General features: G+C 55.1%; 17 protein-coding genes. 7 read left to right on the plus strand and 10 right to left on the minus strand.

Annotated elements, in window-relative coordinates; all coding sequences use genetic code 11:
• Nucleotides 1-285: 285 nt before the first annotated feature.
• The 6 genes from murJ to ispH all read left to right on the plus strand — a co-directional run bounded on the left by murJ (nt 286) and on the right by ispH (nt 7,801).
• A complete protein-coding gene (gene murJ, locus GFN93_RS16390) occupies nt 286-1,863 on the plus strand; it encodes a murein biosynthesis integral membrane protein MurJ (RefSeq protein WP_153502376.1) in 1,578 nt (525 codons plus the stop codon).
• A 121-nt stretch (nt 1,864-1,984) separates the two neighbouring features.
• A complete protein-coding gene (ribF, locus tag GFN93_RS16395) occupies nt 1,985-2,935 on the plus strand; it encodes a bifunctional riboflavin kinase/FAD synthetase (protein ID WP_153502377.1) in 951 nt (316 codons plus the stop codon).
• An 11-nt stretch (nt 2,936-2,946) separates the two neighbouring features.
• The gene (gene ileS / locus GFN93_RS16400; protein ID WP_153502378.1) at nt 2,947-5,754 is read left to right on the plus strand and encodes an isoleucine--tRNA ligase; all 2,808 of its coding nucleotides are present in this window, start codon (nt 2,947-2,949) and stop codon (nt 5,752-5,754) included.
• Between the two features lie 66 nt (nt 5,755-5,820).
• Nucleotides 5,821-6,315 (plus strand): signal peptidase II, encoded by a 495-nt coding sequence (lspA, locus tag GFN93_RS16405; RefSeq protein ID WP_153502379.1) that lies wholly within the window; start codon nt 5,821-5,823, stop codon nt 6,313-6,315.
• Nucleotides 6,308-6,778, plus strand: a complete 471-nt coding sequence (locus GFN93_RS16410; RefSeq protein ID WP_153502380.1) for an FKBP-type peptidyl-prolyl cis-trans isomerase — start codon at nt 6,308-6,310, stop codon at nt 6,776-6,778. Before lspA ends, GFN93_RS16410 begins: the two co-directional genes overlap by 8 nt.
• Nucleotides 6,779-6,862: 84 nt before the next feature.
• The gene (gene ispH / locus GFN93_RS16415) at nt 6,863-7,801 is read left to right on the plus strand and encodes a 4-hydroxy-3-methylbut-2-enyl diphosphate reductase (RefSeq protein ID WP_153502381.1); all 939 of its coding nucleotides are present in this window, start codon (nt 6,863-6,865) and stop codon (nt 7,799-7,801) included.
• A 104-nt stretch (nt 7,802-7,905) separates the two neighbouring features.
• On the opposite strand, the gene GFN93_RS16420 is transcribed toward ispH, so the two are convergent.
• From GFN93_RS16420 to GFN93_RS16450, 7 genes are all read right to left on the minus strand, one after another.
• Complete coding sequence (locus GFN93_RS16420) at nt 7,906-8,322, minus strand: type IV pilin protein (protein ID WP_153502382.1); 417 nt, start codon at nt 8,320-8,322, stop codon at nt 7,906-7,908.
• Between the two features lie 86 nt (nt 8,323-8,408).
• Nucleotides 8,409-12,530, minus strand: a complete 4,122-nt coding sequence (locus GFN93_RS16425; RefSeq protein WP_194285838.1) for a pilus assembly protein — start codon at nt 12,528-12,530, stop codon at nt 8,409-8,411.
• A gap of 50 nt (nt 12,531-12,580) precedes the next feature.
• Nucleotides 12,581-13,192: a pilus assembly PilX family protein gene (locus GFN93_RS16430; RefSeq protein ID WP_194285839.1), complete on the minus strand. Its 612-nt coding sequence runs from the start codon at nt 13,190-13,192 to the stop codon at nt 12,581-12,583.
• 1 nt (nt 13,193) lies between these two features.
• Nucleotides 13,194-13,997, minus strand: coding sequence for a PilW family protein (locus GFN93_RS16435; RefSeq protein WP_153502385.1), 804 nt, complete (start codon nt 13,995-13,997; stop codon nt 13,194-13,196).
• Nucleotides 13,994-14,512 carry a type IV pilus modification protein PilV gene (pilV, locus tag GFN93_RS16440; RefSeq protein ID WP_153502386.1) on the minus strand — a complete coding sequence of 173 codons (519 nt, stop codon included), beginning with the start codon at nt 14,510-14,512 and terminating at the stop codon, nt 13,994-13,996. Before pilV ends, GFN93_RS16435 begins: the two co-directional genes overlap by 4 nt.
• Nucleotides 14,509-14,997, minus strand: a complete 489-nt coding sequence (locus tag GFN93_RS16445) for a GspH/FimT family pseudopilin (RefSeq protein ID WP_194285841.1) — start codon at nt 14,995-14,997, stop codon at nt 14,509-14,511. The genes pilV and GFN93_RS16445 overlap by 4 nt, the downstream gene beginning before the upstream one ends.
• A 244-nt stretch (nt 14,998-15,241) precedes the next feature.
• Nucleotides 15,242-15,775, minus strand: a complete 534-nt coding sequence (locus tag GFN93_RS16450; RefSeq protein WP_153502388.1) for a pilus assembly FimT family protein — start codon at nt 15,773-15,775, stop codon at nt 15,242-15,244.
• Nucleotides 15,776-15,921: 146 nt separating this feature from the next.
• Between GFN93_RS16450 and GFN93_RS16455 the strand changes: the two genes are divergently transcribed.
• Nucleotides 15,922-16,971, plus strand: coding sequence for an NAD(P)/FAD-dependent oxidoreductase (locus GFN93_RS16455; RefSeq protein ID WP_328594836.1), 1,050 nt, complete (start codon nt 15,922-15,924; stop codon nt 16,969-16,971).
• Here the strand turns inward: GFN93_RS16455 and GFN93_RS16460 are convergent.
• The 3 genes from GFN93_RS16460 to GFN93_RS16470 are packed head-to-tail and all read right to left on the minus strand — an operon-like array spanning nt 16,953 to nt 20,133.
• Nucleotides 16,953-18,332, minus strand: coding sequence for a sigma-54-dependent transcriptional regulator (locus GFN93_RS16460; protein WP_153502390.1), 1,380 nt, complete (start codon nt 18,330-18,332; stop codon nt 16,953-16,955). The genes GFN93_RS16455 and GFN93_RS16460 overlap by 19 nt on opposite strands.
• A gap of 12 nt (nt 18,333-18,344) precedes the next feature.
• Nucleotides 18,345-19,898: a sensor histidine kinase gene (locus tag GFN93_RS16465; protein ID WP_153502391.1), complete on the minus strand. Its 1,554-nt coding sequence runs from the start codon at nt 19,896-19,898 to the stop codon at nt 18,345-18,347.
• Entirely contained in the window at nt 19,888-20,133 is a 246-nt protein-coding gene (locus GFN93_RS16470) for a PP0621 family protein (protein WP_153502392.1), read from the minus strand. Before GFN93_RS16470 ends, GFN93_RS16465 begins: the two co-directional genes overlap by 11 nt.
• Nucleotides 20,134-20,179: the final 46 nt, after the last annotated feature.

The raw sequence follows: 20,179 nt of genomic DNA on the forward strand, positions 1-20,179 counted from the left end.
CTCCTATCTTGAATTCTGAAGTCGAAATTGGTTTATGACACAGGCCGGTTACCGGCCAGCTCGCACTGCTGCGACCCGGTTTATGGTCAAAAAACAGGCGTGCCACGGTCTAAAGACGCGCAACTATGCCGATCTCGCCGGGTGTTGTCAATGGGAAACGGCGTCTGAAATGATCATCGGTAGCGGCGATGGCGGCCTTTCGCTACTCTTGCCCGATTCTGCCATATAGATGCCGTTGCCATACGGCAAACAAGGCGCTGGTACGCTTGATCCGCCGGAGAACCCATGACAGACGTGAATAGTCCTGAGCAGCCTGCCGGCCCCAAACGATCGGGGTTGCTGGCCTCCACCCTGGTGGTGGCCTCGATGACCATGCTGTCGCGGGTGCTGGGGTTGGTACGGGATGTGGTGATTGCCCGTATGCTTGGCGCGTCAGCCGGGGCGGACGCCTTCTTTGTAGCGCTCAAGATTCCTAACTTGTTAAGACGCCTTTTTGCAGAAGGTGCATTCAATCAGGCCTTTGTGCCTGTGCTTGGCGAGTATCGAAGCAAGGGCAGCCTGGCGGCCACCAAGCTGCTGGTGGATCGGGTGGCGGGAACCCTGGGTGGCACCCTGATGCTGGTGACGGCGCTGGGTGTGATTGGTGCTCCCGCGATTATCTGGGTGTTTGCCCCGGGCTTTGCTGATGATCCCGACAAGCAAGCCCTGGCCGTGGAAATGCTGCGGCTGACCTTTCCGTACCTGTTCTTTATTGCGCTCACGGCCTTTGCTGGCGGGATCCTCAATACCTGGAACCGCTTTGCGGTACCGGCGTTCACGCCGGTGCTGCTGAATTTGAGCTTGATCGGTTGTGCGCTGTTCCTGACGCCATATTTTGCACAAGAACGCATGGCGGTGGCGCTGGCCTGGGGCGTGCTCATTGCGGGGGCTGCCCAGTTGCTTTTCCAGTTGCCGTTCCTGGCGCGTATCAACCTGATGCCGATCCCGCGTATGGGGTGGAAGGATCCGGGGGTGCGCAAGATCATGACCCTGATGGTGCCGGCCCTGTTCGGCGCCTCGGTCTATCAGCTCAACTCCCTGGTCAATACGGTGCTGGCCTCGTTGCTGGAGACTGGCTCGGTGACCTGGCTCTATTACACGGACCGGCTGATTGAGTTGCCGCTGGGCATTTTTGCGGTGGCCATCGGCACGGTCATTCTGCCCAGCCTTTCACGGCAGCATGCTGAGGCGGACCCCGAGAATTTCTCGCGAATGATGGACTGGGCCATTCGGATGGTGCTGCTGATTGGTCTGCCTGCTGCGCTGGCGCTGGCGGTGCTGGCTGAGCCTTTATTGTCCACCCTGTTTCAGTATGGTGAGTTTGCCGCCGGCGATGTGGTAAAGACGGCACAGTCCCTTCGTGCCGCCAGTGCCGGGCTGTTGGCGGCCATGTTTATCAAGGTTCTGGCGCCGGGTTTCTATGCGCGGCAGGACACCAAGACCCCGGTCAAGATTGGCGTGCTGGCCATGGCGGCCAACATGATTTTTGCGGCCTTGCTGGTCTGGGAGTTTCATCATGTCGGCTTGGCAACGGCCATGGCGCTTTCCAGCTGGCTGAATGCGGGGCTGCTTTACGCAGGCCTTCGCAAGGCCGGGGTCTACAAGCCGCAGGCCGGGTGGTTGCTCCACTGGGGGCGAATGTTGGGCGCCGGGGTCGGTATGGCGGGGGCGACCTGGTGGCTGTCCATGCAAACGTCGGTGTGGACAGAGGCGGGGGTATGGCATCGGGTGGGCTGGCTAAGCCTGATCGTGGTCTCCGGGCTGGTTCTTTACGCCCTGGCGCTGCTGATTCTGGGTTTGCGGCCGCGTCATCTGCGCCGTTGATACAGCATTATGACGCCCATGTTTGGCAAAAAAGCAGGAATATCCCCACCGGCGTTCAACCGTGTTGCGTGTTGCGTGCTGCGTTCCTGTATAATCGTGCGTCTTTCAAGGCGAGGGTGAGATGCGACTGATTCGCGGCATTCACAATCTGCGCGACAGGCATCGCGGCTGTGTGGCCACCATCGGTAATTTCGATGGGGTGCATCAGGGGCATCAGAAGATCCTCGATCAGGTGATCGCGGAAGCCCGCCGCCGTGGCAGCAAGGCCACGGTGATGCTGTTCGAGCCCCAGCCCCAGGAGTTCTTCGCGCCAGATCAGGCGCCAGCCCGACTGATGTCGTTGCGTGACAAGCTGATCGCGCTGCGTGAGGCGGGCGTGGATCAGGTGCTCTGTGTTCGCTTCGATGATCGTTTTCGCTCCCTCAGTGCGGATGCCTTTGTCCGTAGCTTGCTGGTGGAGGGGCTGGGCATCGAGTACCTGGTGGTTGGTGATGACTTCCGTTTTGGCTGTGGCCGGGATGGAGACTTTACCTACTTGCAACAGGCAGGCGAGCAATACGGGTTTGCCGTTACCGATACAGCCACCTGTGAAATTGAGGGTGAGCGGGTATCCAGTACCCGGGTCCGGGCCGCACTGGCCGATGGCAACTTTGCATTGGCGGAAACCCTGCTGGGGCGTCCCTTCAGCATTAGCGGTCGGGTGCGGCACGGCGACAAAATTGGCCGAACCCTCAATTTGCCCACGGTCAATCTGGCACTCAAGCGGTTGCGCTCTCCGCTCCACGGTATTTTTGCGGTCACTGTCAGCGGCGGCAAATTTCAGGAGCAGTCGGGGGCCGCTAACATGGGTACCCGGCCCACGGTGAACGGCACGGAGAACCGTCTGGAAGTCCATCTTCTGGACTACAGTGATGCGGGTGTCGGCAAGGACAGCCTCTACGGTGAGCACCTCACCGTTGCGTTTCGCCATTACGTGAGGGCGGAAGAAAAATTTGCGGACCTGGACCAGCTCAAGACTGCCATCTGGCAGGATGTGGAAGCAGTTCGGGCTTATTTTGAAAAGCGTACTTAACAGCGATATTTATGACGGACTACAAGGCAACGCTTAACCTTCCCCATACCGACTTCCCCATGAAGGCCGGTTTGTCCCAGCGTGAACCCGCGCGTCTGAAAGAGTGGCAGGAAAAAGAGCTCTACCAGAAGATTCGCGCGGCTTTTGCCGGTCGTCCCAAATTCATTCTTCACGATGGCCCTCCCTACGCCAACGGTAATATCCATATCGGCCATGCGGTGAACAAGATCCTCAAGGACATGATCGTCAAGTCGCGCACGCTGGCGGGTTTCGATGCGCCTTATGTGCCGGGTTGGGACTGTCATGGGCTGCCCATTGAGCTGATGGTCGAAAAGAAGGTCGGCAAGGCCGGCCACAAGGTGGATGCCCGCACCTTCCGTCAGAAATGTCGCGAGTACGCCAGCAAGCAGGTGGAAGGTCAGAAGGCGGACTTCAAGCGCCTGGGCGTGTTCGGTGACTGGGATAATCCCTACCTGACCATGGATTACGGCTTTGAAGCCAACATTATCCGTGGCCTGGGCAAGATCGTGGATAACGGCCATCTGCAGCAGGGCTTCAAGCCCGTGCACTGGTGTCTCGACTGCGCCTCGGCACTGGCCGAAGCGGAAGTGGAATATTACGACAAGGTCTCCTTCGCGATTGATGTGGCCTTCCCGGTGGCGGATGTGGCGGACTTTACTGCACGCAGCGGTATCGACGCGAAGACGCCAAGTCTGGTGATCTGGACCACCACGCCGTGGACCTTGCCGGCTAACCGTGCCGTGTCAGTTCATCCCGAGCTGGATTATGTGCTGCTGTCCGCCGAGCAAGATGGCGAGCCCCGTGAGTTGCTGGTGGCAGAAGCGCTGGCCGATGATCTGGTGGAGAAGTGGGGGCTGGAGAAGGTGTCCCGTTCCGCCACCGTAAAAGGCGAGAAGCTGGAAATGCTATCTCTGCAGCACCCGTTCCTGGACTATCAGGTGCCGGTGATCCTTGGCGAGCACGTGACCACCGATGCCGGTACCGGTCTGGTTCATACCGCCCCCGGCCATGGTGCTGACGACTTTGTGGTAGGCCAGAAGTACGATCTGGATCCGATCAGCCCGGTGCTGGATAACGGCAAGTTCCGTGAGGATCTGTCCGTGGTCGGCGGTATGCACGTGAGTAAGGCCAATGAGCCGGTGATCGATGCCCTGAAAGAGCAGGGCACACTGGTGAAGTTCGCCAAGCTGGAGCACAGCTACCCGCATTGCTGGCGTCACAAGACACCGCTGATTTTTCGCGCCACGGCGCAGTGGTTCGTGTCCATGGACAAGAACGGCTTGCTCAAGCGTGCCCAGCAGGAAGTGGAAAAAGTGCAGTGGCTCCCGGAGTGGGGCAAGGCCCGCATCGACGGTATGCTCAGTGACCGCCCGGACTGGTGCATCTCCCGTCAGCGCACCTGGGGTGTTCCCATTGCGTTGTTCGTGAACAAGGAAACGTCCGAGCTGCACCCGGATACCCCGGCGCTGATTGAGCAGGTGGCTCAGCGTGTCGAGAAGGAAGGCATTGATGCCTGGTTTGATCTTGAACCGGCCGAGCTGTTGGGTGATGAGGCTGACCAATACAGCAAGGTAGTTGATACCCTGGATGTGTGGTTCGATTCCGGCGTGACCCACTACTGCGTGCTGGATCAGCGCGAGCAGCTGCGCGCGCCGGCAGACCTTTATCTGGAAGGGTCTGACCAGCATCGAGGCTGGTTCCAGTCTTCCCTGCTGACCAGCCTGGCAATCCGCGATGCGGCCCCTTATGAAACCGTGCTGACCCACGGCTTCACCGTGGACGAGCAGGGCCGCAAGATGTCCAAGTCCATTGGTAACGTGATCGCGCCGCAGGAAGTGTGGAACGATCTGGGTGCCGATATCCTGCGCCTGTGGGTTGCGGCGACCGATTATCGCGGTGAGATGTCGGTGTCCAAGGACATCCTCACGCAAATGGGCGACAGCTACCGCCGTATCCGTAACACCAGCCGATTCCTGCTTTCCAATCTGAGTGGGTTCGACCCGTCGGTGGATGCGCTGAAACCGGAGCAGATGCTGGCGCTGGATCGTTATATTGTGGATCGTGCCCTGCAGTTGCAGGAAGAGATCAAAGGACTGTACGACGGTTATCACTTCCATCAGGTATACCAGAAGCTGCATAACTTCTGCGCTTTGGATCTGGGTGGTTTCTATCTGGATATCATCAAGGATCGCCAGTACACCACCCAGGCAGATTCCGTGGCGCGACGTTCTTGCCAGACCGCGCTGTACCATATTGCCCAGGCGCTAGTGCGCTGGATGGCGCCGGTGCTGAGCTTTACCGCTGAGGAAATCTACGAAAACCTGCCCGGCGAACGTCTCGACTCTGTGTTCCTCGCAGAATGGTATGACGGTTTGTTTGCGCTGGGTGATGTGGCCATGGGACGCGAGTTCTGGGCGCAGGTGCAGGATGTGAAGCAGGCGGTCAACAAGGCCATTGAAGCAGCCCGGCGCGACAAGATCATCAAGGGTGGTCTGAGTGCCGAGGTGGTGCTGTTCGTGGATGCGGACAAGCAGGCGCTGCTCGGCCAGCTGGGTGATGAGTTGCGGTTTGTGACGATTACTTCAGCCGCCAGGCTCAAGCCCCTGTCGGAAGCGCCGGCTGAACTTGAGGAAGGTACTACCGGTCTCAAGGTACTGGTCTCCGCATCCGAAAACACCAAGTGTGTGCGCTGCTGGCACCATCAGCCGGATGTGGGTACCCACGTGGGCCATGAAGAGTTGTGCGGTCGTTGTGTCACCAATGTAGATGGCGAAGGCGAAGAACGGCACTACGCTTAAGCACCCTGTCAGGCCGCGATGATGCTGAGTCATCACGGCCTGCCGATTGAAGAAGGTAGAGAATCAATGAAGTCAGCCAGGATTCCTGGGCAGTTGGTGTGGTTGTGGCTCACCGCCGTGGTGATCGTTCTTGATCAGATCACCAAGCACATGGCAGTAGAGCGGTTTTCGCTCTACGAACGGCTGGAAGTCTTTCCGCATTTCAATCTGACTCTGGCCTATAACTCCGGTGCCGCCTTTAGTTTTCTTGCGGACGCGGGAGGCTGGCAGCGCTGGTTCTTCACTGCTGTGGCGGTGGTGGCATCGATACTGATCCTGGTCTGGCTGGCGCGGTTGACCAAAGCGGAAACCCTGCAGGGAATCGCGTTGGCGCTCATTCTTGGCGGTGCGCTGGGCAATTTTTATGATCGGCTGGTGCTGGGGCATGTAGTGGATTTCCTGGACTTTTACTGGGGCAATTATCACTTTCCTGCCTTTAATATCGCTGATACGGCCATCACCATCGGTGCCGGCCTGATTATTCTCGACATGCTCCTGGGGGCGAAAAAGACTGATGACTGAGATTCTTCGCGCAGGCCCGGAAACCGTGGTGACCTTACATTTCGCGGTGCGATTGATGGACGGCACCGAGATGGACTCCACTTTTGGTGGTGAGCCTGCTTCATTCGTTTGGGGCGATGAGTCTCTGCTGCCGGGATTCGAAAACTCCCTGCGTGGCCTGAAGGCCGGCGACAAGCGTAGTGTATTCCTCGAGGCCAAAAAGGCCTTTGGAGAGTACAACGACGAGAATATTCAGCATTTCACCCGTGATACCTTCGTTCAGTACGACACCCTTGAGCCTGGCATGGTGCTGAGCTTTGCGGACGCTGCCGGCGGTGAGCTGCCGGGTGTGATCAGCCGGGTGGAAGACGAGTGGGTGTATGTGGACTTCAATCATCCTCTGGCTGGGCGCGATCTCACTTTTGAAGTGGAAATCATCGCCGTCGAACGTTATGCCCCTGAGCAGCCCGTCACCCTGAACTGACGGTGAATGTCTGGGGATTAACCGTTAGACTCGCAATAGCAGCCTTTCGCTGTTAACTATTCACTGTTAACTGTTCACTGCCTTATGGAAATTCGTCTTGCCAATCCTCGCGGCTTCTGCGCCGGCGTGGATCGCGCCATCGACATCGTCAACCGGGCTCTGGAAGTCTTCGGCCCGCCCATCTATGTCCGCCATGAAGTGGTGCACAATCGTTTTGTCGTGGATGACCTGCGCCAGCGTGGGGCTGTGTTCGTGGAAGAGCTGCATGAGGTCCCTGATGATGCCATCGTCATCTTCAGTGCCCATGGGGTATCCAAAGCGGTCCAGCAGGAAGCGGAACAGCGTCAACTCAAGGTGTTCGACGCCACCTGTCCGCTGGTGACCAAGGTGCATATGGAGGTGATTCGCTATGCACGCGAGGGTCGCGAGAGCATCCTGATTGGTCATGAAGGTCATCCCGAAGTAGAGGGCACCATGGGGCAGTACGACAAGTCCCACGGCGGTGATATCTATCTGGTGGAAGATGAGGCCGATGTGGCGTCCCTGCAGGTGCGCGACCCCGCCAAGCTGGCCTTTGTGACCCAGACCACCCTCAGTGTGGATGATACTGCCAAGGTCATCGACGCCCTGCGCCAGCGTTTTCCGGATATCCACGGTCCCAAGCGCGAAGATATTTGCTATGCCACCACCAATCGCCAGGATGCCGTGCGCCAGCTGGCGCTGGAATGCGATCTGGTGCTGGTGGTTGGGTCGGTCAACAGCTCCAACTCCAACCGCCTGCGCGAGCTCGCAGAGCGCTGCGGCACGGAGTCCTATCTGCTGGATGAGCCTGGCCAGATCAATAAAGACTGGCTGGAAGGCAAAAAAGTGATAGGCGTTACCGCAGGCGCCAGTGCACCGGAAGAGCTGGTCCAGCAGGTCATTGCCACCCTCAAGTCATTCGGTGGCCAGGAGGCTCAAGAAGTACCTGGCCGTGAAGAGAATATTCGTTTCACCATGCCACGTGGGCTGCGTGACCCCTAACATTGATAGCCGTTGCATCGCGTTATATCCCTAAGCGAAGCAACTATTAGCCCCCCAAAAAAAGCCCGCATAAGCGGGCTTTTTTTGGGGGGGCTAATAGTTCTTTAGTTCCAGGAGGGGTCTGTTCCTGGTGTACAGCTGGTATCGTTGGTTTTCAATAAACAGTTTTGGCCTGTTTCATTGATTGCCATCGCGCCAGTGCCGGTCTGGCCTGCTTTTGGGGTTGCAAGAAGTGTGTATCCCCGGAAGTCGGCGTCTACGTTCAGTGTGACGGTGTAATAAAGATTAGTAGGTGGAGTCAACGCTGTTCCCGCGTCTTCATAGGAAAAATTTTGGGCGCGATAATTTTCAAGTGCAGTTGCAAAGCCGCTAAGCAGCCCTTTCATCTCTGTCTGTCGTGTCTTTTGCACGTGAGACTGGTAAGACGGAAAAGCAATAGCAGCGAGAATGCTGATGACCGCTATGACGATCATTAACTCGATGAGTGTAAAGCCTCTGTTCGGCTGCTTTCCGGTTGTCATGTTAACTCCTGAAACTCTATCCGGGTAATCGGGTAAGCGTGGTCGTTATGGCCGCCCATGCGGTGCATGGGCGGATTTAATCCCGGCTACTTCTGCAGGGCAGCTTCAGCTTGAGCTTCTGTCTCAGCCTGGAACCAGCGGGTCTTGCGAACGCCCTTACCTACATTAAGGTTGCCGCCTTGCAGTGCTTCGGTACCAATGATCAAGGTTGTTTCATTGGTGCCATCAAGTAGAACCTGAGGCGATGGTGGCAGGCCTGGAAGATTGATATCGGTGCTGCGATCCAGTGTCCCGTCATTGTTGAAATCAAGTGCCGGAGAGCCGTCAATCACATTCAGGGCGTACAGCCTGGAACTGCCTACAACGCGATTACAGGCATCCTGGAATACGCTATCCGGTAAGTAGCTGGTGACATACATCACGCCACTGCTCACCACTGCGCTGGAAAGCGTTTTCTCCCCACTATCCTGCAGCTCGATTTTCCAACCTTTATTTCCAGTGAAATCGGACTCGCTCGGGCTGGTGTTAAGCGTTACATCAACCATGTCGCTGGGTGTGATGGCGGCTGAGCTGGTGTTATTGAGTGCGTCGTAATCTTCAACAACAAAGATATAGTTGCTGGTTTGCTGGTTAAGCGGATAGGTGCGATACCCAGAGCCAATCCCTACCTGCAGGAAGGGGTTGCCATCACTACGCGCGTTGAGCGCTACCACGGGCGCGGCATAGAAGCGACGATTGTTATCCATGCCCGAGGCGCTTGAAGTGCCGAGCTTGGCCAGAGTGGTGACTCTGGTGACCAGGTTTGCAGTTCCTGTATTTCCATCATTATCGATATCGATACGGAAAATTTGCCCGCCTAAATCCGCAGCATACAAATGATCAACCAAGCCATCGAAATTGATATCTACTGCTGATACGGAGGCAGGAATTGCCCACTTCATATCTGCATTGGTTCCAGAGGAGGCAGACCAAATCAACTTTCCGTTAAAGGCATTGACCATGTAGATGCTATTGCCGACCTTGTCACCGGTGCTGACATTGGTTTTATCATCATGGTCGTCAGGGCTGTAGCCACCACCGAATACAAGCACTGGAACTCTGGTGCCATTGAGAGAGATCTGAGTCAGTGTTGGTGTTGACCAGGTCTGTCCCAGGTTGCCGAATTCGGCTTGCGTTGAATCAATCTTCCACAACAGCTTTGGCGTCGTCTTATCTGTCGCATCAACGGCGTAGTAAGCATTGCCGCCACGGCGCTGTGCGAGGTACAGGAAGACATGCTCAGGGTTTTGTGATGGATCAGTTGAATTGCTTCGGCGCCATATGGTGATACCGCCATCAAGTCCATAGGTTGACCGGCGTGGGTCAGCGGCATCAAGATCAATAGGGTCGTATCTTGATGCGGTTTTCGCCATTTCTTCTCCCGGAATATAGGCGAAGTATTCATCCCCTGATTCCGGGTCAATGGCGTGAAGCATGCCGTCATTAGTGCTCACAAATACAACATTGTCTTGCTTGCTGGCATCAGCGGCTGCTTCTTCAAAGGTGCCGGTATATCCGTAGTTGACCAGGCGAGGCTCGGAGTGAAGAGGATCGCCCCAACTGGTTAGCAAAAAGTCCAGGTGCTCCTGTACATCCGTATCCGTTGCTGTAGCGGGAAGGCCGAGTTCGGCTTTGGATACATCGTTAATAGTGCTAAGAGTATCCAGTGACTGGCCAGTAACAGATGTAGTGGTGTTGTTGTTGCCGCTAGGAGCAGGGCTGGTGCGGGATGTCAGCAGTTTTCTATTGGCATTGGCAGCTGTTTGTGCGCGGCTACCACCTTTGGTGACATCCCCTCCATCGACGACATTGCTCCACCAGCTACTGGCGGTGTCTTTAAAGAAACCGTCAGTATCAACAGCCTCGGCACTTGTTTCGTCCACAATTTGCTTGGAGGTGAAATCCACAGCATAACGTTTAAGGTTGCCATCCCAGCGAGTTTGAAAACTTGGACGGAACAGGGCGTAATACAGCTGGTCAAGGTGGCTGAATCGATTCAGCTGGTTCACAGCGACACCAGGCGCAGCCATGGATGCGTCGGTTGTGGTAAGACTATTGATCAGATCAGAAAGCACCTTGGCAAGCTCTTCTGCATTCGCGGTCTCTTGGGCGATACCTCCACTTGCTTCGGCAACTGCTCTAAGGCCATCAATGGTTTCTTGTTTTTGCGGTGCAAACGCAATGGAGTGAGTGGTGATGTCTTCCAATTTAAGGTAGGCAGAGAGCGCTTCTGCGCAGTTCCATGCATCGGAGTTGCTGTCCCCGGTGCAACTGATATCGTTGCCTTCGCTATCTTGGCCAAGTGGATTGCCTGCAACGAGTTCCTTGACCTGACTGGCAAATGATTCACCCGAAGACTCAGCATGCGTGACCATGATGATGTGGTTTCCGCCACAGGAATTGTATTCCTCGCTGGGCGACAGGTAGTTGGTTCTTGGTACTTCAAAAGAATCAATGTGGCTGAAAGCTTTGCCAAAAACGGCGTCCTGGCCCAGCATGTATTCAGCTGCCTCTACGTACGAAGAGGTAGGTTTGTTGTTGCCGCCGCCAGTGTTATTGGAAAACTGGTCAACGGCCAGTTTCATATCTGAACGTCGGTCGAACGACGCTCCGAACTCCTTCGGAGAGTTGGTTAACACATCCATGGTGATGCGCAGGCCTGAGGTCGCGCCAGCATCCACAGAGTGAATCCCGATGGCGGTGCCCCCTGTGCGATCAAGTCGCAGCCCAAGGGAGTTATTGGAGGCCCAGCTGGCATCACTGAAAACCTCGTTAAGAACATTGGTTACATCAACTGAGAAATCGCCGACCGCGGGTGACAGGGTTGCGGTCTGTGTTCCCTTGGGGTGCTTGGAGATATCACCATTGGCCGTGAATTCTCCAACATCTGCAAGCAGGCCGGAGACGGTCAGTTGAGGAGAGCCTCCGGTTACAGTGGTGATGGTGCCTGAGAGCATGGCATTGCTGACCTTGGTGCCCTGGCCGAAGGCCAGGTTACTAAAGCGAGCGCCAGCGATATAGTTGCCACGTTCCGAGGAGGGGCCTGAGGTAACGTTTTGCAGTAGTAGCTCTTCTTCTGTCAGTTGCAGGTTGTTTCCTGCGCTGGTTTCTGTCGCATCGTCATTTCGTCCGCCTAGTGTGAGTGTCACGTCATTCACGCAAGACATACGCAAATCAGCGCTCAATCCCGTGGGCGGAGTAACCTCGCCTGTGGCGCTCCACTTTACGTTCAATTCAGTTTTGCCAAGGCGAGCACCCGCTGCATCTTCTGCCCGTTGGGTATAGATTTTAGGGGCATTGGCATCAGGAAGGTCGCTGGACATTATCAGTAGCCGAAGATCCTGATTACCACACCACATCGGGTCTGCGATTGCAGACTGGACTGCCTTGGTTACGTCTACGCGAATAATGTTTTGATCGATAACTGCGAGAGCATTGTAGCCAGTATCCAGTTCCTGGTCCCAAGTCAGGCCGGATAAATCAGTGGGTGCTGTCGGGGTCGAGTTGACCTCGTAGGCCACAAGCGCTTCCATTTTTCTGCTGCTTGTGTCTGGAGTCGTGAAGCTCAGGATTGCAGAATCTACCTGTGCCCAGCGAGGCACACCAAGCCCGGTGAGCGTAACAGCCAGTACATTTTTATCCTGATTTGAAGACATCATTGAAGGAAAGGGTAGCGTGACGCTTGTGATGTCGATGGGGCCCCAGGTTCCCGCTGTGGTGGGTTGGGGGAGAGTCGCCCCACCCAGGTTGAAGACCTGTCCCGCCTCGCCATCGGTACTAATTACCTTGGCGTAGCCGGAAGGGAGTACAGTCTCGTCAATTTGCTTTACTGGATAATAAATAGCACCGCCATTATCCCCTCCAGACAACTGTGCTGCTACGCCGAGCCGGGTATTTCCCGACAGCGCCGGGATGGTCTGCCTAAGTGCGTAGGCGATTTCATCGATGGTCTTTACTGGAGACGGGGCTTCTGCTGCCGGGATGCTGGATGTGCCCGGAAAGTTTCGGTTGGTGGCGCCTGAATTATCGATGAGCAGAAGAATGTTGGCTCCGCTACCTTCGTTTTGGTAAAGGTAGATTTCAATGTCTTCTGCAGAAGCAGGAGGAGCTGAAAGCAGCACCGCCCCTGCGAGCAGTACTATTTTTTTTAGTTTGCTGAAAGCGTTCATTTTCGCCCCCTGTCGTTTTACACGAAAGCTCGATAAGTTGTGCGGGTCCATCAAATGTCCCCCCCGTCCGTTGGTGTCTGAACGCAACGGGCAAATTCCTGTACGGTATATGTGTCAATATCCAAGACGGCCATGCTGCCATGACCATAGCCAACAAACTGATAATCCAATCCACGAATGGTATTTTGATCCCCGCCTGATGTGCTGACCTGACTGCCCTCTCCGCCACTGCCAATACCGCAGGGCGCTACGTCATCTTTAATCTGAATTCTTGATTCCGATTGCAACAGTCCACGCTCATCAAAAACATCCGCGCTTCCGCAAGCTCCCGCTTTGTATAGGTCGCTCTTGGTAAGACATCTATCGATAGGGGTGAGTACGCCGGAGCTGAGTTGACCCATGGCAATGTGGATTACATTGGTTTGCGTCGATCCGTCGCCTTGGTACAAGGATGCTTCCTGGAATAGAGCTGCCAAAGCCGATTCAGCCGCCTGGAAAGTCATGGCAGATCCTTGGGCGCTGGTTGAAATCTTGGAATTGAAGATGCTTGCACGTAATGCAGCAATTCCGAGAATAGAGATCATCGCCAGAATGACCAAAGCAATGACAAGCGCCATTCCAGTTTGCCGGGATTTAGGTAGAGATGAATTTACATGAGACATATTAGATATCTCCCCAAGCAACATTTCTGATTCTTACGGTAGTGACAAACACACGACGAACAGCGGGCTCTTCAACTGGGCCGCCGCCGCCTGAGCTGAGTTGCCGATCAAGAATAAGGATATCTTTCGACGCCGCAGGGGTGGGGATGTTCTGCGTAGCTTGCAGAACCAGCCCCAGGCGCATGGTTACGATTTGATCCGTGGCGAGAACCGAATCGATTTTTTTGTACAGCGTTGCTGCAGGGACCCCATTGGGGCTTGAATCTATTCCTGCAAGTACCTGGAAACTATCCACACCGGAGATAACGCTGATTCCGGTTGTTGCGGCATCAACATTGCCCATGCAAAAAAGTTCGTCACCTTGAACCCAATATGTACTCACGACGAGTTTCGGTATGGCAAGGACGTCTCCTTCACAATCAGAGTCTCCAATGTCGCCATGCCGGGAGAAAGTAAGGCGGTCATTACCTGGGTTGCCTGTTCCCCCTTCCGCGCTGGCCGGGTAGGTGACGGCTCCATCGATGAAATCGTTAAGAACGAGACCTGCTGTATCAGCCAAGCCCAGATCTGGGTCCTCATAGCCCATCATGCGCATCTGGCGGGAAACAAAGTTCAGGCCAAATCTGCCCTGCTCCTGCACATCAGTTAGTCCACGCTGAAGCTGGAAAGCCTGGTTGTTGGTGGAAAAAAGCTGCACTGCGGCCAAGGTGATAAGGCTGCCAAGTAGCAAGGCAATCATGAGTTCAATCAGAGAAAACCCCTGAAATGCTCTTTTTCCTGGTTGGGATTCTGAAAAAGTCATCATGGTGCTGGCACCCAGGTTACGACTTCGAGGCGAATGCAGTCATCATCCGGCGGAGTACAAGTGGCGGGAGTTTGGTCGTTCCAGGTTACAGTGATGCAGGTTGCGGATGACCCTGCACATGCTGACGCAGAAACCTGCCCGCCGGGCAACAGTTGAGCCGCTTGTGTGCTGATCTGAAGTATGTCGTTTGTAGCCATGGCATCGGGTGTGCACGCGGCTGCAGTACAAGTGTCCCACCCTGCTGGCTTGGCAGAAGGGAAGTTCTGCTGAGTCCAGTTTCCGGTATCCAGATAGGCAGCTTCGGACTCGGGGTTGGCCGCTATCCGTTCTGCCAAATCATCAGCGATGGCAATTGCCTGGGTACGATAATGAGCACTTTCCGTGCCGCTGATGGCTTGTAGCTGAAGGCCTGCATAACCCAAGATCCCGATGCTAAGAACAAGCAAGGCGACGAGTACCTCGACAAGGCCAAAGCCTCGCTGTCGGTAGTGGTTAGGCCGTTGAGCAGCAGTCATGGGCAGGTGTACTCCTGGTTAGTGGTTCTACCAAGGCGGTTAATGGCAATTTCACGGCCAGTTTCACCGGTCAGATGGTTGTGGCAGATGCGAAAAGTTACCTGAGCGCTTGTTGTCCCGTCTCTTCGAAAGTCCAGGAAGGTTTCTCCGCCTGTGGTGGTTACAGTGACATTGGCTTTGGGGTCGAAGTCCTGATTTTCAGTGTCGTGAGGAGCCGGCATGGACATATTCCAACCATTGCTCCAAGAGGCACCATCTGTGGCCCCAAGTGTGGCAACAGTACCCAGGTTGACTGCCTGGGCTCTTGAATTGTTGATTGCAGCAACCAGGTCCATGGCGGTGGTTTTAAGGGCTGACTTGGCGCCGGCGTCCCGAAACGAAGGGGCAGCCAATGTCAAAATGATGGCGGTTACAATGAGTACGGTTAAAAGCTCCACAAGCGTGAAGCCGCTAATCGTAGTTGTTGTTCGAAATTGCCTTCTCATTTGGTATTTCCGCCCAAGGTTTAGCATTCTGGATTCTGTGATTAATGGTACGGGGCCCCCTAAACATCAGTAACCGACGGCAGACAGGCGGGAGGTTTTGTTAGCTGACCGGTGACGAGCGGTCTAAAATAGTTAACTGGTTCATAATAAAGGATTTTTTTTTGCGGCTTTATGCTAATTATTTCTACCCACAGGTATTAATTTAGCTAAGAAAAAATGACTAGGTGCTATTTAGGGGCATCGCCTAGCTGAGAGGTGGGCAGTGTTTGGTGGAGGCCTCAGTTGTGACCCGTGCTTTTGCCTGAAAGTTAAGTATCACTTTCCTGGCGTGACCTCGATAGCAGAGGAGAAAGTGGCCGTTTTGATAGTAAGCCACCCCAAAGCGGTTAATCTGGAGAGAGGGGAGGTTGCGGAAGCTGCGCCACTGAATGGTCATGCCCTGGGGCAGGCTGAGTTCCTCGATAACCTTGTCAGATTGATCCAGGATGGCGTTGGCGTTCTTGTCAGCAACGAGAATAAGTCTATTGTCCGGCTCATCAAACGATTCGCAGCGCCCTTTGCCAGAACAGATCAGCATGTTTGACCGGTAGGCCCCCTCCGCTCTTGCGGTAAATACCATGCTTTGCACCTGATTGGCGTTGGCCCGGAGCTGTTGGCTGATCAGCAGGTCTTGTATCACCGGTACCGCAAGCATGGTCAGTGTGGTGAGTATTGATGTGGTTGTCAGAGCTTCCAGCAGTGTGAAGCCTCTCTTGCCTCGAGCTCGGAGGTGGTTCATGGATCGCCTTCTTATGTTTCTTGCTCATGCAGCGCGTGCATTGGTGATTCTTGAGTAGGGTTCATCCTAGTGCCTGACTTGGCTCTGAGCTGTCGGTACAATCGGACGGGTTTTGTCAGTGCCTGGGGATTTTCTCTGTGAGAGATGTGCTTGTAATCGGTGGCGGTATCATTGGCCGCTTTATCGCGCTTGAGTGTCAGGCCCGAGGAATGACTGTGACGCTTATCGATGCCGGTCAGTCCAGGCCGAGTGCTTCGTGGGCAGGGGGAGGTATCCTCAGCCCCTTGTTTCCCTGGAGATACCACGCTTCCTGGCGCCCGTTGGTTAGTGATTCTCTGGATCGATATGGTCAGTGGCGGGAGGTATTGAGATCTGAAACTGGTTTGTTTCCGGAGATTAATGCGTGCGGAATGCTGGTGCGTGAATCGGAAGTGGAGCAAGCCAGGCGATGGGCGAGGGATGAGCGTGTCAAACTATTGCCAGCCAGAGAGAGTGGCATTTCCGGGGGGTTCTCCGAAAAGGCCGAGCTATGGATGCCGGATATTGCTGCGGTGAGGAACTCCCGTTGGTTGTCGGCCCTCGAGGTGCTTTGCGAACATCGTGGTATTCGCAGAGTGCTTTCGTCAGTGAGTGATGTGGTAGAAAGTGCTGGTGCGGTAGAGGTGTGTGCTGGTGAGGAGCGGTTTAGAGCCGGTCAGGCTGTTGTGGCTGCGGGATATTGGAGCAAGGCGTTGCTGAAAGGCCTGCCGTTCACTGAAGAGTTGATGCCAGTTAAGGGGGAGATGCTGCTTTATCAGCTCGAGCCGGGAGAAATTCCCGCGATACTGCTGGCAGATTCAGGATATTTGATTCCTCGTAAGGATGGGCTGGTTTTGGCTGGTTCTACGCTGAATGCGGGGGTTCAAGATATGCGCCCGGGTGCGGCTGCTCATCAAGTGTTGAGGGAATCAGCAGCTGACTGGTACCCGCCACTGGCCAAGCTTCAGCCGGTGGCTCATTGGGCTGGTGTTCGGCCTGGCAATCGTAGGCCGCAGCCAATCATTGGGCCAATTCATCAGGGGAGTCGTATTTGCGTGGCGACAGGCCACTTCCGCAATGGCTTGGTAAGCGCTCCTGCAACAGGGCAGCTAGTAGCAGAAATGGTGTCTGGCCAGCCGCCATTTTGTGAGTCTCAGCCTTATTCTCCCTCATCCTGATCCAGCTCGAGTTTTTTGAGCCGGTAGCGTAGCGAGCGGAAGGTCATTCCGAGCTTTTTCGCAGCTGCAGTGCGGTTCCAGTGAGTGGCATCCAGTGCCTTGATAATTTCCTGGCGCTCAATTTCCTGTAGAAAGTCTTCCAAGGGCTGTGACGAATCGCGTTCCAGCGTGGCGTGTTTTGGGGACTCTTGCTTGGTGACCGGTGAATATGATGGCTGACCATGCAAGTGCAGGTTCTCTACTTCAATGACCTGTCCCTCGCAGAGGGTCATGGCTCGCTCCAGAGTGTTTTCCAGCTCTCGCACATTACCGGGGAATGAATACTCGCGCAGGGCGGTCATGGCCTGGTCGCTTACCTTGGGTGCGCTGGTTTCCCATGCATTGCTCAGGCGCTGGAGGATATGATTAACAAGAGCGGGAATATCTTCTTTTCGTTCCCGTAGTGGAGGCACATGCGCTTCGATCACGTTTAATCGATAGAACAGGTCCTGCCGGAAACGACCTTCAGCCATTTCATTGGCGAGGTCCTTGTGGGTGGCGCAGAGGATGCGAAGGTTGACCTGGAACTCTCTGGCCTCACCCACGGGGCGCACACTTTTTTCCTGAATGGCACGAAGTAGCTTTACCTGCATGTGCAATGGCAGGTCAGCGACTTCATCGAGAAAAAGTGTCCCCCCGTCTGCTTCACGGAAAAGGCCTTTTCTATCTTCAACGGCACCGGTAAAAGCACCTTTGCGATGCCCGAAGAACTCACTTTCCATTAGTTCCGAGGGTATGGCGCCACAGTTTACTGCGACGAACGGCTTGTCTCTGCGAGGGCCCAGGTTGTGAATGAGTCGGGCTATGCGCTCCTTGCCGCTTCCTGATTCGCCGCTAATGTAGATGGGGGCCTGGCTGCGGGATAGCTTTCGAACCTGCGTTTTGAGAGCTTGCATGGAAGGGGCCATGCCGATCAGGTTGTCTTCTTCTTCCTGGTGCCCTTCCGCGTGACTGATGCCCAGCCCGTCTTCGATTAATTGGCGTAGCCGGTCCAGAGCGACGGGTTTGGATATGAAGTCGTAGGCCCCCAGCTTCATGGCGTCGGTGGCTGTTTCCATATTGCCGTAGGCGGTGATAACGGCTGTCGGCATTTCTGGGCAGTGTTGGGATATATGCTGTAAAAGCTCTATGCCCGTACCATCGCCAAGATTCATGTCAGTGAGACAGAGATCGAAACGATCACTATTGAGTTTATCCTTCGCTGCCCCTAGCGATTCTGCTGCGGTTGCCTTGAGCTTCATTCGCCCAAGAGTAATGACAAGCAGCTCTCGAAGATCGGCTTCGTCATCCACAACCAGTACGTGGGGGGTATCAGCACTCATAGTCGAACTCTGTTATTGAAATTGTCGGTGCGGGTGGGCAAAGGTTATCACAAAGCTAGCGCCTGTCTCTGTGTCTTCCAGGTCCAGGGTGGCTTGATTGGCCTGACACAACTCGCGGCAGAGGTAGAGCCCCAATCCGTTGCCGTCGGAGGCTGTCGTATAAAAAGGTTCGAAAAGATGCAGGGCCGCGTCTGCGCTGATGCCTTTGCCATTATCGCTGACTCGCAGCCAGGGTAACCCCGTCCGGGAATGAATTCCGCAACTCAGGATAATTCGAATACCGTCCCCTCCGTGCTTAAGAGCATTGGAAATCAGGTTATCCAGAATTTGTGTCAGCTGGTTGGGATCAAAGCGAACCTCAACTTCATTCCCGCAGGTTAGTTCAATGGAGGGAGGCGGGCTTTTCATGCTCCAGTTGTCGAATACGGGTCGCAAGACGGTTGAAAGCGCGAATCGTTCTGCATTCCCCTTGCCTCGGCGGGAGAGGTCAAGGACGTCATGAATGATGCCGTTTACGCGAGTGACATGGTTGCGGATGATGGACAAAAGGTGACGGTCTTCCTCTGTCGGCTCTCCATCCAGTAACAGCTCGGTTGCGTGGTTAATGGCGCTTAGAGGGTTGCGGATTTCATGGGCAAGGGTGGCGGAAAGTCTGCCGAGTGAAGCCAGGTTTAATTGCTGAGCTTCTTGAGCGACCCTTGAAGTGTCTTCGAGAAACAAAAGAGTAAGGTTTTCATGGCCAGTGTCGAGCTTGGCGAAGCGAGGACTCAAGTTTGGGCTTTGCTCCGATACCCGAAGAGAGGCCAGAGGCAGCATGGGGTTGTCTTGCCAGCGTTCATGGCGGCTGATCAAGCTTTGTGATAAGCGTTTTCCAAGCATCGGAGAGTCGAACAGGTTATTCGCGGAATGGTTAGACATTAGAATCCGATATTGATCGTCAAACACCATGACACCAGTACGCATTCGCTGCACGATTTGCTGGTTCAATGCTTCCAGACGCTCAATGGCAACTCGTTGACTACGCGCTATCTGTTCGCTCTGCTCTAATCGTTGTGCGATCTGCTGGATGATCAATGACACCATGAAGAAGGCGATGCCCAGTAGCCCGGACTCCGTGAGCAGGAAGGGGGAGTCGAATTGCTCCTGAATGGAAAAATAAAACTGCTCAAACATGGCGGAGAGGGTGGCCAAGGCTGCAATCAAGAAGCCTAGCCGTCCTTGCAGTAATATATTGCCGGCGGCCACCGTGACCAGAAGTAACACTGCGAGTCCACCAGCCAGCCCACCCTGTGCATGTACCACCAAAGTCAGCATAATCAGGTCGCTAATCAAGGCGGTAGGTTGTGCCCACCCCGGGAAAGCTCTGCGCTGTCTTCGAAAATCCAGGGTTGCAGAGGCTAGTGACAGCCCCAGATAGACAAAAAGGGTGGCCTGGAAAAGCGTTGGAGAGTGTTTTCCGATGAGGGGAGTGTCTGGAGCGTAGTGCAGAAGCAGCAGCGCGCAGGCAATCGCTATACGGTAGACATTATAGATTCGGGCTGGGGTCCAGCCCTGATTATTGGTCATGGTGCTCCAGATAAACACGCTGGTGTTCCTGGCTGCAAAAGTGCTTGCCGTTATGGGTGAACGCTTCGTGGTCTGGCACGTGCACACCACATTGGGCGCATTTGCGCATCAGTTCCTGACGCGGCCTCTTTGGTGGTGGCGCTTCGGCCTGCCGAGGGGCGGCCAGCAGGTTCTTCAGTACCCGCCAGACAACATAAATCAGTGCCGCAATGATCAGCAGGCGAATGAGCCCCATCCTTTTCTCCTTGTTTTCTGCACCCTGATGCATTCATGGATCGCGG

This window comes from Alcanivorax sediminis (genome assembly GCF_009601165.1).
GTDB classification, from domain to species: domain Bacteria; phylum Pseudomonadota; class Gammaproteobacteria; order Pseudomonadales; family Alcanivoracaceae; genus Alcanivorax; species Alcanivorax sediminis.